The organism is Sphingobacterium sp. B16(2022), from assembly GCF_012030425.1.
GTDB lineage: Bacteria > Bacteroidota > Bacteroidia > Sphingobacteriales > Sphingobacteriaceae > Sphingobacterium > Sphingobacterium anhuiense.
The window spans coordinates 1,063,019-1,078,713 of sequence record NZ_JAAUVN010000001.1; the positions used below are offsets into that span (position 1 = coordinate 1,063,019).

A 15,695-nucleotide genomic window follows, 5' to 3' on the forward strand; every position below is an offset into this window, starting at 1 on the left:
TAAACTAATTCGCGGCATGCTTGTTATTAGAAATATATGGGATTGATAACTTTTACTAATCGCGGTATTTATTGTAAACAAGGTGATTTTTACGTGGACCCCTGGTTGCCGGTAGATTATGCTGTAACCACGCATGGACATGCAGACCACGTGCGCTGGGGCAATAAATACTATCTGTGCCACCATTTGACAAAGGCGATTATCAAATGTCGTATAAGCGAGGATCTAGTTGTCGAATCAATGGCATATGGGGAGAAAGTTGTTAGAAATGGTGTTCAGATTTCTTTTCATCCTGCTGGACATGTGATTGGCTCTGCTCAGGTTCGTCTTGAATATAAAGGTGAAATCTGTGTAATTTCTGGAGATTATAAAGTAGAATTTGATGGCATTAGTACGGCTTTTGAACCGATTAAATGCCATACGTTTGTTTCTGAAAGTACATTTGGACTTCCTGTATACAACTGGTTGCCTCAAGATGTCCTATTTGACGATATCAAGCATTGGGCAGCACAAAATAAAGAAAATAATAAAACGACCGTGCTTATTGCTTACAGCTTGGGGAAAGCGCAGCGTTTATTGCATAACCTAGCAGGATATCTGCCGATCTACGTGCATAATAGTATTGGTCGACTCAATGTAGCTATTGAACAGGCCGGAGTTACATTGCCTCCCTACAAAACAATAACAGCGGATATGAGCAGGGATGAGCTACAAGGGGGTATTTTAATTGTTCCACCGGTCATGCGAGATAGCAAGTGGATCAAAAGTTTGCAGGGTGCTGCTGTTGGTATCTGTTCAGGATGGATGCAGGTGCGTTCGCATCGAAGATGGCAGAGCGCTGATGCGGGATTTGCACTGAGCGATCATGCCGATTGGAATGGATTGATCACGGCCATAAAAGCAACTGAAGCTGAAAAGGTTTATGTAACGCATGGTTTTACATCGGTCTTTTCCCGTTATTTGACCGAGCAGGGAATACCTGCTGAAGCAGTGACAACACAATTTGGCATTGAGGATGAAGAAGCGGTAGCGGAGAAAGGGGGTGATCTTTGAGAAAGTTTAGCCGTTTAATTTCCAGACTCGAACAGAGTAATAAAACTAATGATAAATTAACTGCTTTGGTTGACTATTTTTCTGAAGCGGAGGATGCCGATAAAATTTGGGTTATTGCTTTGTTTACGGGGAAGAAGCCTAAAAGAACGATCAGTACCAACTTGTTGAAAGAGTGGATCACCGAAATCACTGGATTACCCACCTGGTTGTTTGTAGAAAGTTATCACAATGTTGGCGACTTGAGTGAAACGATTGCTTTGCTTTTGCCTCCTTCTACATCCACATCCGATATTCCATTGCATCAATGGATATTGGCGTTGAAGAACTTGTCGGACAGTAGCAATGAAGATAAAAAGGAATTTGTTTTCAACGCTTGGGAAAAGCTGAGTACGCAAGAAAGATTTGTGTTTAATAAGCTGATATCAGGTAATTTTCGTATCGGTATCTCATCTAAAAATTTAATTCACGCGCTCGCAAAATTATCAGGTCTGGATACCAATCACATCACGCATAGCATTATGGGAAAATGGGATCCTGAGAAAATTTCTTTTGGTGACTTGATAGGTGGTTTGCATGTTAATACTGATAGTTCCTGGCCTTATCCTTTTTGTCTGGCATATCCGATCGATGTGCCTGTCCATGAGTTAGGATCGGTGGATAATTGGCAGGCAGAGTGGAAATGGGATGGAATCAGAGGGCAGATTATTAAGCGGAATGATGAATTATTTATCTGGTCACGTGGGGAAGAACTGGTAACAGACCAGTTTCCAGAATTGCACGTTGCTTTATCTGGTCTGCCAAACGGTACCGTAATCGATGGTGAAATATTGGCTGTACGTGAAGGCGAAGTATTATCGTTTAGTACTTTACAGCAACGGCTCAATAGAAAAACAATCAATAAAAAACAACTGGATGAGGCTCCTGTCGCCTTCTATGCCTATGATGTATTGGAATATGGCGGTATGGATTATAGAGCTGAACCGCTCCATAAAAGAAGAGCTGTGCTCGAAAAGTTATTGCCAATAGCGGAGACAATTTTGACGGCTCCGATTGTTCCTTTTGATTCTTGGGAAAATTTAGTTGTAGAACGGAAAAAGTCTCGCGAACTGAATAGTGAAGGCATTATGCTGAAACGTCAGGATTCTTTGTATCATAGCGGTAGAAAGAGAGGAGATTGGTGGAAATGGAAAATAGAACCTTTTACCATAGATGTGGTGATGATTTATGCGCAAAAAGGAAGCGGGAGAAGAGCTAATTTTTTTACAGACTATACTTTTGCAGTACGCGACGGAGATCAGTTTATTACGATCGCGAAAGCTTATTCAGGTTTGACGGATAAAGAGATTAAAGAGGTCAATAGTTTTGTGGTCAAAAATGCCATAGAGAAATTTGGCCCTGTACGGACTGTAAAACCAGAACTGGTATTTGAGATTGCTTTTGAAGGAATAGCAGTTAGTAAGCGTCATAAAGCAGGGCTTGCGCTACGTTTCCCCCGAATTGTGCGCTGGAGAAGAGATAAAAAAGTAGATGACATCAATACGCTGGAAGATCTGCAGATACTATTAGAATCAACTATGAGGGATAGTGAAAGATGAAAAAAACGGTAGGCTATCAAAAAGTTGTGAAATGGTTGAAAACCCGAAAAAGAAAACCATTCCCCTTTCAAGAAGAGACATGGGCATCTTACTTGGAGGGATATAGTGGTTTAGTCAACGCACCTACCGGATTTGGTAAAACCTATTCTGTCTTTCTGGCACCCATCATTGCTTATCTGAATGAGGAGGGCAATGGAAGTAAAAGAAAAGGGAAATTGGGCTTGCGTGTAATCTGGATCACACCATTACGTTCATTGGCAAAAGATCTGGCACGTGCGATGGAAGAAGCTTTATTTCAGCTTGATGTTGACTGGAGGGTCGGCGTGCGGAACGGCGATACTTCAGTATCTGAAAAGCAGAAACAAAAACGAGCCATGCCACAAGTATTATTGATCACACCAGAAAGCTTACATTTACTTCTGGCTCAGAAAAATAACGATAATATCTTTGATGATCTAACCTGCATAGTTGCAGATGAATGGCATGAATTATTAGGCACTAAAAGAGGTGTCATGGTTGAGCTGGCGCTATCCCGAATCAAAGGTATGGTAAGTTTTAGGGAAAACAGGACGCTTCGCATCTGGGGAATTTCGGCGACAATCGGTAACCTCGAAGAGGCTTTAGCGGTTTTGCAACCTGATCATCAAGTGTTGAAAATAATTGTAAAAGCGGCAACTGAAAAGAAGATCCAGATTCAATCGATTATCCCTGATACCATCGAAATGTTACCTTGGGCCGGGCATCTGGGGATAAAATTGGCCGATAAATTAGTTCCTGTTATCAAAAAGAGCAAAACGACCTTGGTTTTCACGAACACCCGAAGTCAGGCAGAGATCTGGTTTCAGCATTTACTGAAGATCCATCCCGATTTTGCGGGTCAGATGGCGATACATCATGGTTCGATAGATTATGAATTACGCAACTGGATTGAAGAAGCATTGCATACGGGAGTATTGAAAGTTGTGATCTGTACCTCATCTCTTGATTTGGGCGTGGATTTTAAACCGGTTGATACTGTGGTGCAAGTAGGGTCACCAAAGGGTGTAGCACGTTTTTTACAACGTGCCGGAAGAAGTGGACACTCACCCTTTGAAACGTCAAAGATCTATTTTATGCCGACCCATGCGCTCGAACTGCTAGAAGTCGCCGCGATTAAAACAGCGGCTAAAACACAGCAGATTGAAAGTAGAGAACCTTTTATCTTGCCTTTTGATGTTTTGTTGCAATACTTGGTAACTTTAGCTGTAGGAAATGGATTTGATAATAAAATAATTTTTGAGGAGGTTAAGAATACCTATGCCTTTTCTGAATTGCTGGCTGAAGAGTTTGACTGGTGTATGCAGTTTATTACACAAGGAGGCTCAAGTCTGCAGGCTTATCCTGAATTTCACAAAGTGGTGTTCGACGAAACAGATGGCTTATGGAAAGTAACCAATAGGCAGATCGCAATGCGTCACCGCTTGCATATAGGTACTATTGTGAGCGATGCTATGCTGAAGGTTAAATTTATGACCGGAGGTTATGTGGGTATGGTTGAAGAGTATTTTGTGTCAAAACTAAAACCGGGTGACCGTTTTAATCTCGCAGGTAGAAGTTTGGAGTTTGTAATGGTCAGAGATATGCTTGTGCTTGTTAAAAGAAGTCAGCATAAAAAAACCATAACACCAAGCTGGCTGGGGGGTAGATTGCCCTTGAGTTCTAATTTAGGTGCTATCCTGCGTCAGAAATACAGTCAGGTATTGGTCGGAGAACATGAAGAGGAAGAGCTTAAGGTGATGAAACCCTTATTCGAATTGCAGGAATCGATTACACATGTACCTAGGGCGGATGAGTTTCTAGTAGAATTAATACATACGAAAGAAGGATATCATCTTTTTGCTTATCCATTTGAAGGGCGATTGGTACACGAGGTTATGGCGGCACTTATAGCCTACCGAATTTCAAGATTGATACCTATTACTTTTTCAATAGCGATGAATGATTATGGTTTTGAATTGCTGAGTGATCAAGAAATACCGATGGATGATGCTATTGTCTATGACGTTTTTTCTCCCGATAACCTAAGCGCAGATATCAGTGCCAGTATCAATGCCACGGAGATGGCAAAGAGAAAGTTTAGAGATATTGCCTGTATTTCGGGACTGGTATTTCAGGGTTATCCCGGTAAATATTTAAAGAATAAGCAGATTCAATCTTCTTCCGCTTTGTTCTTTGATGTTTTTGAATCCTATGATCCCAAAAATCTCTTATTGCGTCAGGCTTATGATGAAAACTTTCATTATCAGCTCGAAGAGCCACGTTTGTTGCATGCGCTGAATAGAATACAGCAAAGTACCATCGTTTTAAAGTGGGCAAAGCGTTTTACTCCATTTTCTTTCCCGATCAAAGTGGATAGTATGCGGGAGAGCATGAGTTCTGAAGAACTCGAAGCACGAATTGAAAAGATGAAGGCCGCAGTGTTTAAAAACTTGGATTAAGATGTACAGAATTATAAAAAGAGGAAAAACGATCATCCTGGATAAAGACCGGGCTCTCTATATACCGGAATATCACATGCTGGTCATCAGTGATATTCATTTAGGTAAATCCGGACATTTTAGGAAGGAGGGATTACAGATTCCTAAACAGGTGTCCGATACCGATATGCTGCGCCTGGATAAACTATTGGAAGTTTATAATCCCAAAACCTTATTGGTAACAGGTGATATGTTTCATCACGATCATAATCTGGATCTGGAAACATTTCGTGAATGGAGAAAGAAGTATGCATCATTAGAGATTATTCTAGTGAAGGGAAATCATGAAAGATTATCCGTTCTATTCTATGAGGAACTCGCTATAAAACTGTTTTCAGATTACTATGAACTGGGTGAGTTTTGTTTTGTTCATAATAGAAAAGATGCACCAGATCGGGGGAAGTTTATATTTTCAGGACATATACATCCAGGTATCTTGTTAAAAGGGAAGGCCCGACAACGGATAAAATTACCTTGTTTTGTCTTTGATGATACGGCGGCACTTTTACCTGCTTTTAGTTTGTTTACAGGATTGTCTCTAATCGAACTTACTAAAGAAAAGGAAGTTTTTGCGATAACAGCTCAACGGGTACTCCCAATGGGAACACGCAGAGCTGAAATTTGAATAAACTGACCTCACTAATCTTATTGCTATTCTATTTCTGAGCAATGATCTCACTTAAAATAAGGGTAAATCAAATTAACCCTTATCAAAATAATAGATCGTATTTCTGATTCGATGTAAATTATTTATAATATTATTTACTTCTCAATACCTGTGTTTTTTATGTCCCTATAAAAAATAGCAACCAAAACCTGCCGCATTTTAAGTCAATTAAATCCTTTTCGAAGAGTAATAAGAAATAAAAATGTTTGGAGATATGAAAATTTGTTTATACTATTGTAGTAGGATAGAATAGTATAGACTAATGTGCTACTTTATCTCATAAACCAACTATAAAATAATAACTAATTATGAACGATTATTTGTATCATCAATTCTGTAAATGGCACAGATTAGGTATTGTCTTTTTTTTCTTACTCATTTCTAACCTTGCATGGGGTCAATCACCATCATTTGAATTAAAAGGTATCGTACTGGATAGTGTGAGTCAATTGCCAATTTCAAATGTTACCATTGCAATAAAAGGAAAAAAAGCATTAGTATCCACAGATTCGCAAGGGCAATTTTTAATTAAAGAAGCGCATATTGGCGATGTTTTGCAATTTACTTCGGTCGGATTTGAAAGTAAATCCGTTAAAGTTGAAAATCAAACTAGGTTAACCATTTATCTCGCATCTTCGAGTTCTAGTTTGGATGAAGTGACTGTTGTTGCCTATGGCACGCAAAAGAAAACCAGTATGGTTGCTTCGATCACTTCGATCAATCCCAAAGAAATTAAAGGTCCCACTTCCAATTTGACTTCTATGTTGGCGGGGCGTGTTGCCGGTTTGATCGCTTACCAGCGAAGTGGTGAGCCCGGTAATGACAATGCATCTTTTTTCATCAGAGGTGTTGGATCATTTGGAGCAGGAAAAAAGGATCCACTGATCCTGATTGACGGAATGGAATCTAATACAACAGCATTAGCAAGGTTGCAACCAGATGATATTGCCGGGTTTTCAGTTTTGAAAGATGCCGCAGCTTCAGCATTATATGGAGCTAGAGGTGCAAATGGGGTTGTGCTTGTCAATACAAAAAGTGGTATCGTAGGAAAGGCTAAATTTAATGCACGATTTGAAAATTCAATCTCGACCAACACGCGTAATTTTAAATTTGCAGATAATATTACTTACATGAAGATGGCCAATGAGGCTGTCTTAACGCGCGATCCTAGAGGTACACTTCCTTATAGTCAAAATAAAATTGACCATACTGAAAATGGTGACGATCCACTTCTATATCCGAACAATAATTGGATAGATCAATTAATAAAAGATCACACCAATAATCAACGTTTTAATTTTAACGTGTCTGGTGGTGGAAATTTAGCGCAATACTATGTTGCAGGTACTTTAAATAGTGATAAAGGGATTTTAAAAACGGAACAAGGGAATAGTTTTGATAATAATATTAATTTAAAGAATTACTCGCTACGTTCAAATATCACGCTTAATATTACGCCTACAACGACAGGGATTATTCGTACATCTGCTCAATTTGATGATTATACCGGTCCATTAGGTGGATATGATAAATGGGGTAATTTGATCAACGGCGGTCAACGTGTCTTTCGCGAAGCGATTTGGTCTAATCCGGTGATGTTTCCAGCCATCTATCCGTCGTCTTATTTGCCTTATTCGACACATCCGTTATTTGGTAATAATTATATTCCAACAACTAAGACCTTGTATAATAACCCATATGCTAATATGGTAAATGGTTTTCAGGAGTACAATAGTTCAACTGTTAATGTACAACTTGAACTAAAGCAAAACTTTGACTTTCTGACAAAAGGTTTGTCCGCGAGATTAATGGCTTACACGCAACGCTACTCTTATTTCTCCGTTATGAGAAGTTTCAAACCGTTTTACTATAATTTAGTCAAGATACCGGGAACTGATAATTCGATATTAAGTCTGCTGAATGAAAATGAAGGGACAGAATATTTAGATTATAATCAAGGTAATAAAATATTGAATACGACTACCTATGGAGAGTTTGCTCTTAACTATAACCGTACGATAGGTGAAGATCATGATCTAACCGGGATGTTGATAGGTATTATTCGGAATTATCAAACAGCAAATGGAGGAGATCTGCAAGCTTCTTTGCCCGCACGAAACCTTGGCGTATCGGGACGTGGTACATACGCCTTTAAGAATAAATACCTTTTCGAGTTTAATTTCGGTTATAACGGATCGGAGCGTTTTTCCAAAGATCATCGGTTTGGATTTTTTCCATCATTTGGTGTAGGTTGGAATCTGCATGAAGAAAAAATGTTTGATTTTATGACTTCTTCTGTCTCGAGATTGAAATTTAGGGCCACATATGGTTTGGTTGGTAATGATCAGATTGGAGATGAAAATGACCGGTTCTTTTACCTGTCTCAGGTCAATCCAAACAATAGCGGTAAGGGATTTTCATGGGGAAACAACTGGGATTATTCTAGACCAGGCTATTCTATATCGCGTTACGAGAATCGTGATATTACCTGGGAAAAAGCAACAACATTTGATGCCGGATTTGATCTGAACTTAAAAAACGGTTTAGGTGTCGTGTTTGATTATTATGATTCAAAACGGACTAATATCTTAATGGTGCGTTCTAATATTCCTTCGACTACTGGTTTTCAGGCAAATATCCATGCCAACTTAGGTAAAGTGCAAAGTAGGGGATTTGATCTAGCATTAGATTACAATAAATCTTTTGAAAACACGTGGTGGACACAGTTAAGGGGAAATATGACGTATGCCACTAACAAATTATTGGTCAATGAAGAGCCTAATTATCCTGATAATCTCAGTTACCTCACACATTTAGGACTTCCGATAAAGCAGGGATATGGATTAATTGCAGAAAGACTATTTGTTGACGATATGGAAGCCGAAAATTCGCCATTGCAAAACTTTGGTGGTGCTTTTAGAACAATGGGAGGTGATATCAAATACAGAGATGTAAATGGCGATGGTAAAATAACAGATCTGGATAAAGTGCCAATTGGTTATCCTACCGATCCGGAAATCATCTATGGTATGGGATTTTCAGTTGGTTTTAAAGGATTTGATGTAAGTGCATTTTTACAGGGTTCTGCACGGTCTTCATTTTTTATTGATCCGGGTAACATAACACCATTTGCTATAAATGGACCTTATCAAAATGGACTGTTACAAGAAGTGGCGAACAGTTATTGGTCCGAGGACAATCAAGATACTCGTGCATTCTGGCCTCGGTTGACGGATGGTTTTAATAATAACAACAATCAGTTTTCAACATGGTGGATGCGCAATGGTGCTTTTCTGCGCCTAAAATCTGTTGAGCTGGGTTATAATGTATCGGATAAGTTTCTGACCAGACTAAAGATGTCAAATGTTCGCTTTTATGTCAATGCGATGAATCTCGCAGTATGGAGCAAATTTAAAATGTGGGATCCTGAAATGGGTGGTGAGGGCTTAGGATACCCAGTGCAAGCAGTTTATAATGTGGGTATTAATATTGGATTTTAAAAAAGAAATGTATCATGAAAAAGTTAACTATATTAAAATCAGTGATTGTGTCAGGGGTATTGTTTCTTCAAGCTTGTAGTTATTTAGATGTTGTACCCGACAACGTTGCAACTATTGATAATGCTTTTACGATGCGAAGTGAGGCAATTAAATATTTAGCAACCTGTTATTCTTATTTGCCTCAGGATGGTGATCCGACGCGTAACCCGGCTTATATGGCTGGAGATGAGTTTTGGCTAGACTATCCGACGCTCAGTATTGATGGGACGAACTGGAATATTGCCAGAGGTAACCAGAATGTCACGAACCCCTATGTCAATTATTGGGATGGCGCAATGTTTAATGGGATTCGTGACTGTAATATTTTTTTGGAAAACATACGCAATCCGGAAAAGGTACGGGACTTAACCCAAGATGAAAGAACTACCTGGGAGGGAGAGGTCTTGTTCCTAAAAGCTTATTATCATTTTATGTTGATGCGCCATTATGGCCCATTTCCGATTATGGATGTCAACTTAGATGTAAACACGTCTATAGAAGCTGCTAAAGTCAAACGTCAATCGATCGATGAAGTTGTTGATTATATTGTTAAAGTATTGGATAATGCTATAGTCAAGCTTCCCAATACCGTACAATCGCCTGTTACTGATTTAGGTCGTATTACCAAACCTATTGCTATGGGAATAAAAGCCAAGGTACTTTTGTATGCGGCTAGCCCTTTATTTAACGGTAATAAAGATTTTGCCAATTTTAGAAATGTCGATGGCAGTCTATTTTTTAATCAGAGTTTTCAAATCGAGAAATGGCAAAAGGCCGCGCAGGCTGCAAAAGAAGCAATTGTAGCCTGTGAGAGTTTAGGAATTGGTTTGTATAAATTTCCAGGAACGGTATTCCCTTTGTCAGATACCACAATAACGCAGATGAGCATCAGAAATGCTGTGACTGAAAAATGGAATAAAGAAACCATTTGGGCTAATCCAACTTCTCGTGCTTGGCAGATGCAGTATTCTTCAATGGCACATATTGATCCTAATAATTCTGGAAATAATAGTGTTCATGGTACTTTAGCACCTACAATAAAAATAATTGAACAGTTTTATACGAGTAATGGTGTGCCTATAGAAGAGGATAAAACCTTAGATTTTTCTAATAAAAATCAGCTTCGGAGAGGTAACCATAGTGAACGTTTCAATAATATTGAAAATTACCAGACGGCACGTCTGCACTTTGACCGTGAAAATCGCTTTTATGCAAATGTTGGATTTGATGGAGGCGTATGGTTTATGGAAAACAGTCCGAGCCGTAGTGACGAAAATACATGGACAACTCAACTACGCTTAGGGTTATTCGGAAGTGGGATTTCCATCCCCATCACGACATACTACCCAAAGAAACTTGTTAACTGGAAATTTGCTTTTAAGGATGGCAACAGCTCCCATATAGAGGAATACCCTTGGCCAATATTAAGACTGGCAGACCTTTATCTGATGTATGCAGAGGCTTTGAATGAAAGTCAGGGTCCTGCTGAAGATGTTTTTTTGTATTTGGATAAAATTCGAGCTAGAGCGGGATTGAAAGGTGTTAAAGAATCTTGGAGTCAATATTCATTTAATAGTAATAAACCAAATACAAAAGACGGTTTGCGACTGATCATCCAACGCGAACGAAATATAGAGATGAGCTTTGAAGGCTCAAGATATTGGGATTTAAAAAGATGGAAGCTCGCGGCGCAGGAACTCAATAAGAATATAACCGGCTGGGATAGAAACCAAGATAAGGACCATCCCGAATTGTTCTATAAAGAACTTACTTTCTTTCAGCAGCGTTTTGTGGCACCGCGTGATTATTTCTGGCCAATCCGCGAAAATAACCTGCTTGTTAATCCCAATTTAGTACAAAATCCAGGATGGTAGTATGATCTTAAATCTGAAGAAATTATGAAAAATTTAATATATGTCAAAAATATAGTGCTCTTGATAGCCTTACTATTTGCTGTAAGTGGCTGTAAAGAGGAAAAAGGTTGGAACCTGCTGGAAGATGATCAAGCTAAACCGGGTGTTATCACAAACGTATCCGTGACCAACGGTTTTGGTAATGCCACGATTCGTTATTCTTTACCAGAAAGCGATAATTTGCTTTATGTCAAGGCAACTTATCAAATGGCCAATGGCGAAAACCGCGTCGTTAAATCATCGCAGTACAAAAATGAAATTCTTATTGATGGATTTCCCGATACACAGAAGCATGTTGTTAAACTATATGCTGTCAGTAAAGCTGAAATTGCATCTGACCCCGTTGACGTTACCGTTGAACCAAAAACGCCAATTTTTGATCTCGTATACGGTCAGTTAAAGGTTGTCGAAACTTTTGGTGGTGTTCGCATCACTTCTATCAATAAGGAAAAAGGAAATATTGTTATTGTTCCTATGGTGGATTCTCTAAATAATGGGGAGTTCCTTCCTTTGGATAATTATTATAGTCAAGATTCAGTAATACTTTACAATATACGCGGATTAAAATCGAAGGAAATGAAATTCGCATTTTACATTCGTGACCGATGGCTCAATACATCAGATACGCTCTATAAAACGTTGAAACCGCTGGAAGAAAATCTTTTTGATCGTCAGCAGTTCAGTTCATTGCGCTTGCCGGGTGATGCTCAAGTTTTATATGGTACAGTTGAAAGTATGTGGGATGGTAATATGAATCCTTCAAGATGGCCTTCTCTTTATACAGTAGAAAGTGCCGGTACTCCGCAGTCTTTAACTTTCTCGGTCGGAAAAGAAGCAAAGATGAGTCGGATTGTCGTGTTCCCGAGGAGAGAGAACGGATTCTATGATAAGGGGAATCTCCGTGATTTTGAAGTTTGGGCAAGTAATAATCCAAATTTAGATGGTTCTTGGGAGTTTTGGACCAAATTGGCAACTTGCACAGTTCGAAAACCTTCTGGAACACCATCAGGCACAAATACCAATGCAGACGAAGTCTATGGTATAGCGGGCTGGTCATTTGACCTTCCAGAAGATGCACCTAAATATAAATATTTAAGGATTAGAAATCTTCGCAATTGGAGAGGCAGTTATTTTATGCAGATCGCTCAAGTACAGGTCTGGGGTGTTTATTGATAATTTAAAAAAATAAAGAATATGAAACTATATATATTCGTACTATCCTTATTTGGTGCTTGGATGTTGGCATCCTGTTCTAAAATGGATGATTTTACCAAGTACACAAATGGCCAAGAGCAAATTTATCCTGCGAAATTAGATTCCATTAAAGTCCGATCAGGTAAATATAGGGTACAGATTGAGGGTGTTTTCCGGGTGAGTACAGGAATCTCCGAAATCCGTGTCTATTGGAACAGTAAACAAGACTCCATGCGATTTCCGGTTCAGCTGAAGAACGCAAATGATACCGTTCGTTGCTTGATCGAAAACCTGCCTGAAGGACCGATGAATTTTGAAGTCAGAACATTAGATCCTCAAGGAAGATTATCGATACCAACAAATCTGGTGGGATCAATCTATGGCGAGCGATATCGCGAAGGATTATTTCAGCGTTCTGTAGTGCAACAAAATTTTGTTGCAGGTCAGCAGTTGCAATTGGTAACACAGGATGTTGCCACTACTATGGGAGCTGACGCTATGCGTATCAAGTACAAAAAAGATGATGGAAAGATGATCGATACTTTAGTGAAAACAAAATCCCAGAATGCACAAATACTTCTTTCTCATTACGCACTTTATAGTGAACTGTCTTATCAGACTATTTTTAGACCGGATAGTAATGCGATCGATACTTTCGTGGTACAGCCGACGAAGTTAATACCCAAGGGAGATATTACGGCCTGGTATTTAAAAAACTTTAAGAAACCTTTTACATCTGTTGCTTATGATGGAAACCGATGGGGTACGCTGAATGATTGGATAACAAATTCAAGTATGAAAAATCACAATGGTTTTGGTGGTTTTGCTTCTGATGATGGGGGAGTGGTCAATGTGGAAGCTGGATGGGGAGCTCCTGCTATTGTAAATGGTAAAATTGAACAACAGGTTACACTTCTTCCTGGAAAATACAGATTTTTCTGTACTTTGTCAGCAACAAATTATGATCAACCTCCTGCATATCTGGTAATCAGTAAATCGAATAAAACTATCCCCGATTGGGAACAGATTAATGATGCACTATTGTATACAGAAGTGAAATCTGATGGAATTTATTTTGATATTAAAGAGAAAGTAACGGTTAATATGGGAATGCTGCTTAATTTTCAACCTGATCATTATATGAAAATTGATGCTTTTCAAATCACATTACAATAATAGATGATATAAATTATGAAAAAAATTTTAGGAATATTTTTAATACTCGCCACTTCTCTTCAGGTACAGGCTCAAATATTTGAAGTAAAAAAAAATGAACTGGTATTTAAATACGACCGAGGAACAGGGAAATATAGTGTGTCCCAAAATAATAATTTGATTATAAAAGATGCTGTTTCTTATGCAGTTCTTTCAGATGGCACGCGTGTCAGTTCTGAAAATCTGAACGGAGTTTCAAAAATAAGTGAACAAGTTGTTGCGGATGCTTTAGGAAAAGGGAAACAGTATACAGTATCTTCAAAAACTAAAGCCGGTATAGAGATGAAGCAACATTTTTTTCTATACGACCAGAAACCGATTATTTTAGTTCAATTGGAAATTAACGGAAAAAACATAGCAAGTAATGATATGTCTCCTTTATATATGCAGGCGAATATAAGTGGACTTGGTAAAGCATTATATCAAGTTGCAGTACCTTTTGATAATGATACTTTTATTTCTTATGAAAATGAATCCCTTTCAAAAACAAATAAAGTAAGCGCTGAAGTGGGTGTTGTTTATGATAAGAATAGTAATCATGGATTGGTTATCGGTTCCTTAGACCAGTCTGTCTGGAAATCGGGTATATCCATTGGAGGAAATCAAAATAATTATGATTTTCTTGCAATAAAAACAGGATTTACGGATGTTAATATTACCCGAGATTCTATGGGACACGGGTTTATAAAAGGCAATCGTATTATTTCGCCGAAGTATTTGATTTCTTATGTGAAAGATTGGCGTGTTGGAATGGAGGACTATGCAAAGATCCATCGCCAACTACAAACACCTTATGTACAGCAGTGGACAGCTGCTACGCCTGTTGGTTGGAACAGTTGGGGCGTGATTCAGGAAAAAATTAATTTTCAGAATGCTACCGCTACAGCACAATATTTTGAAAAAGATATTCCTCATTTTCGCAATGCAGACGGTGATGCTTTTATTGATTTAGATTCTTTTTGGGACAATATGACACCAGGAGGTATGTCGGGAGATTATAGTCAACTTGAAAAATTTGTACATTATTGTGACTCTTTGGGTCTTAAACCAGGTGTATACTGGGCTCCTTTTACCGATTGGGGACATGGCAGTGGACCTAACCGAACAGCGGAGGGAAGTTCTTATAAATTTGGTGATATGTGGACCAAAACGAAAAGTGGCTATCACAACTTGGATGGTGGACGTGCTTTGGATCCTACGCATCCGGGTACATTGGCACGTATGGATGTCATATTGGGCAAACTGGTTGCGTGCGGATTCAAGATGATTAAAATAGACTTCTTGTCACATGCTGCTATTGAGTCGACAGGGTTTTATGATAAAAATACGTCTACGGGAATGCAAGCCTATGCTGTTGGAATGAAACATCTGGTAGATGTCTTGAAAGGCAAAATGCTCATTTATGCGGCGATCTCTCCATCATTAGCAACGAATCAATTTGCTCATATGAGACGCATAGCATGCGATGCATGGAAAACGCTTGACCAGACTGAGTATACACTGAACAGTGTGAGCTACGGTTGGTGGCAAACGTATCTGTATGATTTTATTGATGCTGATCACCTGGTCTTTCATGACGAACCGGAAAATGTAAACAACGCAAGATTACTTTCCGGTATTGTTGCAGGTACGATTATCCTTGGTGATGATTTGTCGAAGAAAGAAAATTGGCAAAAAAATATGAATGTTTATCTTCAAGATTCAGAAATATTAAAGGTCATAGCAGATGGTAAAAGTTTTAGACCAGCTGGATTTGTGGAGGGAAAATCTGCAAACCAATGCTATTTTAAGAAATCGGGTAAGTATCTTTATGTTGCTATTTTTAATTTTAGCAATGAAAAGCAACATGTTGCTGTGGATTTCACACCTTTAGGTTTGAATCCTGCGCAACAGTATGTAGCAGAAGAATTATTTACCAAAACAAAGCAGAACATAAAATCTGATTTGCCAATTGCATTTAATGAAGGAGGCGGTAAACTTTTTAGAATCACCCTTTAACTCCT

9 protein-coding genes are annotated in these 15,695 nt (G+C 38.7%); all 9 read left to right on the forward strand.

Annotated elements, in window-relative coordinates; all coding sequences use genetic code 11:
* Positions 1-36: 36 nt before the first annotated feature.
* The 9 genes from HCX49_RS04745 to HCX49_RS04785 all read left to right on the forward strand — a co-directional run bounded on the left by HCX49_RS04745 (position 37) and on the right by HCX49_RS04785 (position 15,690).
* Positions 37-1,053 carry a ligase-associated DNA damage response exonuclease gene (locus tag HCX49_RS04745; RefSeq protein WP_021191142.1) on the forward strand — a complete coding sequence of 339 codons (1,017 nt, stop codon included), beginning with the start codon at positions 37-39 and terminating at the stop codon, positions 1,051-1,053.
* On the forward strand, positions 1,050-2,648 hold the full coding sequence (locus tag HCX49_RS04750; protein ID WP_132767634.1) for an ATP-dependent DNA ligase: 1,599 nt from the start codon (positions 1,050-1,052) through the stop codon (positions 2,646-2,648). Before HCX49_RS04745 ends, HCX49_RS04750 begins: the two co-directional genes overlap by 4 nt.
* Positions 2,645-5,125, forward strand: coding sequence for a ligase-associated DNA damage response DEXH box helicase (locus HCX49_RS04755; RefSeq protein ID WP_168126339.1), 2,481 nt, complete (start codon positions 2,645-2,647; stop codon positions 5,123-5,125). Before HCX49_RS04750 ends, HCX49_RS04755 begins: the two co-directional genes overlap by 4 nt.
* A gap of 1 nt (position 5,126) precedes the next feature.
* The gene (gene pdeM, locus HCX49_RS04760; protein WP_021191144.1) at positions 5,127-5,789 is read left to right on the forward strand and encodes a ligase-associated DNA damage response endonuclease PdeM; all 663 of its coding nucleotides are present in this window, start codon (positions 5,127-5,129) and stop codon (positions 5,787-5,789) included.
* 350 nt (positions 5,790-6,139) lie between these two features.
* Positions 6,140-9,331: a SusC/RagA family TonB-linked outer membrane protein gene (locus HCX49_RS04765; RefSeq protein ID WP_132840375.1), complete on the forward strand. Its 3,192-nt coding sequence runs from the start codon at positions 6,140-6,142 to the stop codon at positions 9,329-9,331.
* Between the two features lie 14 nt (positions 9,332-9,345).
* The gene (locus HCX49_RS04770) at positions 9,346-11,244 is read left to right on the forward strand and encodes a RagB/SusD family nutrient uptake outer membrane protein (RefSeq protein WP_168126340.1); all 1,899 of its coding nucleotides are present in this window, start codon (positions 9,346-9,348) and stop codon (positions 11,242-11,244) included.
* A 24-nt stretch (positions 11,245-11,268) separates the two neighbouring features.
* Positions 11,269-12,456 carry a DUF5000 domain-containing lipoprotein gene (locus tag HCX49_RS04775; protein WP_168126341.1) on the forward strand — a complete coding sequence of 396 codons (1,188 nt, stop codon included), beginning with the start codon at positions 11,269-11,271 and terminating at the stop codon, positions 12,454-12,456.
* Between the two features lie 21 nt (positions 12,457-12,477).
* Positions 12,478-13,653 carry a DUF4998 domain-containing protein gene (locus HCX49_RS04780; RefSeq protein ID WP_168126342.1) on the forward strand — a complete coding sequence of 392 codons (1,176 nt, stop codon included), beginning with the start codon at positions 12,478-12,480 and terminating at the stop codon, positions 13,651-13,653.
* A 15-nt stretch (positions 13,654-13,668) separates the two neighbouring features.
* Positions 13,669-15,690: an alpha-galactosidase gene (locus HCX49_RS04785; protein ID WP_168126343.1), complete on the forward strand. Its 2,022-nt coding sequence runs from the start codon at positions 13,669-13,671 to the stop codon at positions 15,688-15,690.
* Positions 15,691-15,695 lie beyond the last annotated feature (5 nt).